Consider the following 405-nt stretch of genomic DNA (forward strand, 5'->3'; position numbering starts at 1 on the left):
ACCCGGCGCATGCCCTTGCCGCCGCCGCCGGCGCGCGCCTTGATCAGCACGGGATAGCCGATCTCGCGTGCCTTGGAGGCAAGCAGCACGATTTCCTGCGCCTCGCCATGGTAGCCCGGCACGACCGGCACGCCGGCCTTTTCCATCAGCCGCTTGGCCGCGTCCTTCAACCCCATGGCCCGGATCGAGGCCGCCGACGGGCCGATGAAAATCAGCCCCGCCGCCACCACCTGGTCGACGAAATCGGGATTTTCCGACAGGAAGCCGTAGCCGGGGTGAATGGCTTGTGCGCCCGTTGCCAGGGCCGCGGCGATGATCTTGTCACCGCGCAGATAGCTTTCGCCGACGGGCGAGGGGCCGATATGCACCGCCTCGTCGGCCATCTCGACATGCAGGGATCTCGCA

Annotated in this window: 1 protein-coding gene; it reads right to left on the bottom strand. The window is 67.7% G+C overall.

Features of this window, described 5'->3' with window-relative positions; genetic code table 11:
* Positions 1–405: biotin carboxylase N-terminal domain-containing protein (locus EN750_RS38955; RefSeq protein ID WP_281062402.1), on the bottom strand; the 405-nt coding region annotated here is incomplete at both ends.

The organism is Mesorhizobium sp. M7A.F.Ca.ET.027.03.2.1 (assembly GCF_003999175.1).
In the GTDB taxonomy this organism is placed as follows: domain Bacteria; phylum Pseudomonadota; class Alphaproteobacteria; order Rhizobiales; family Rhizobiaceae; genus Mesorhizobium.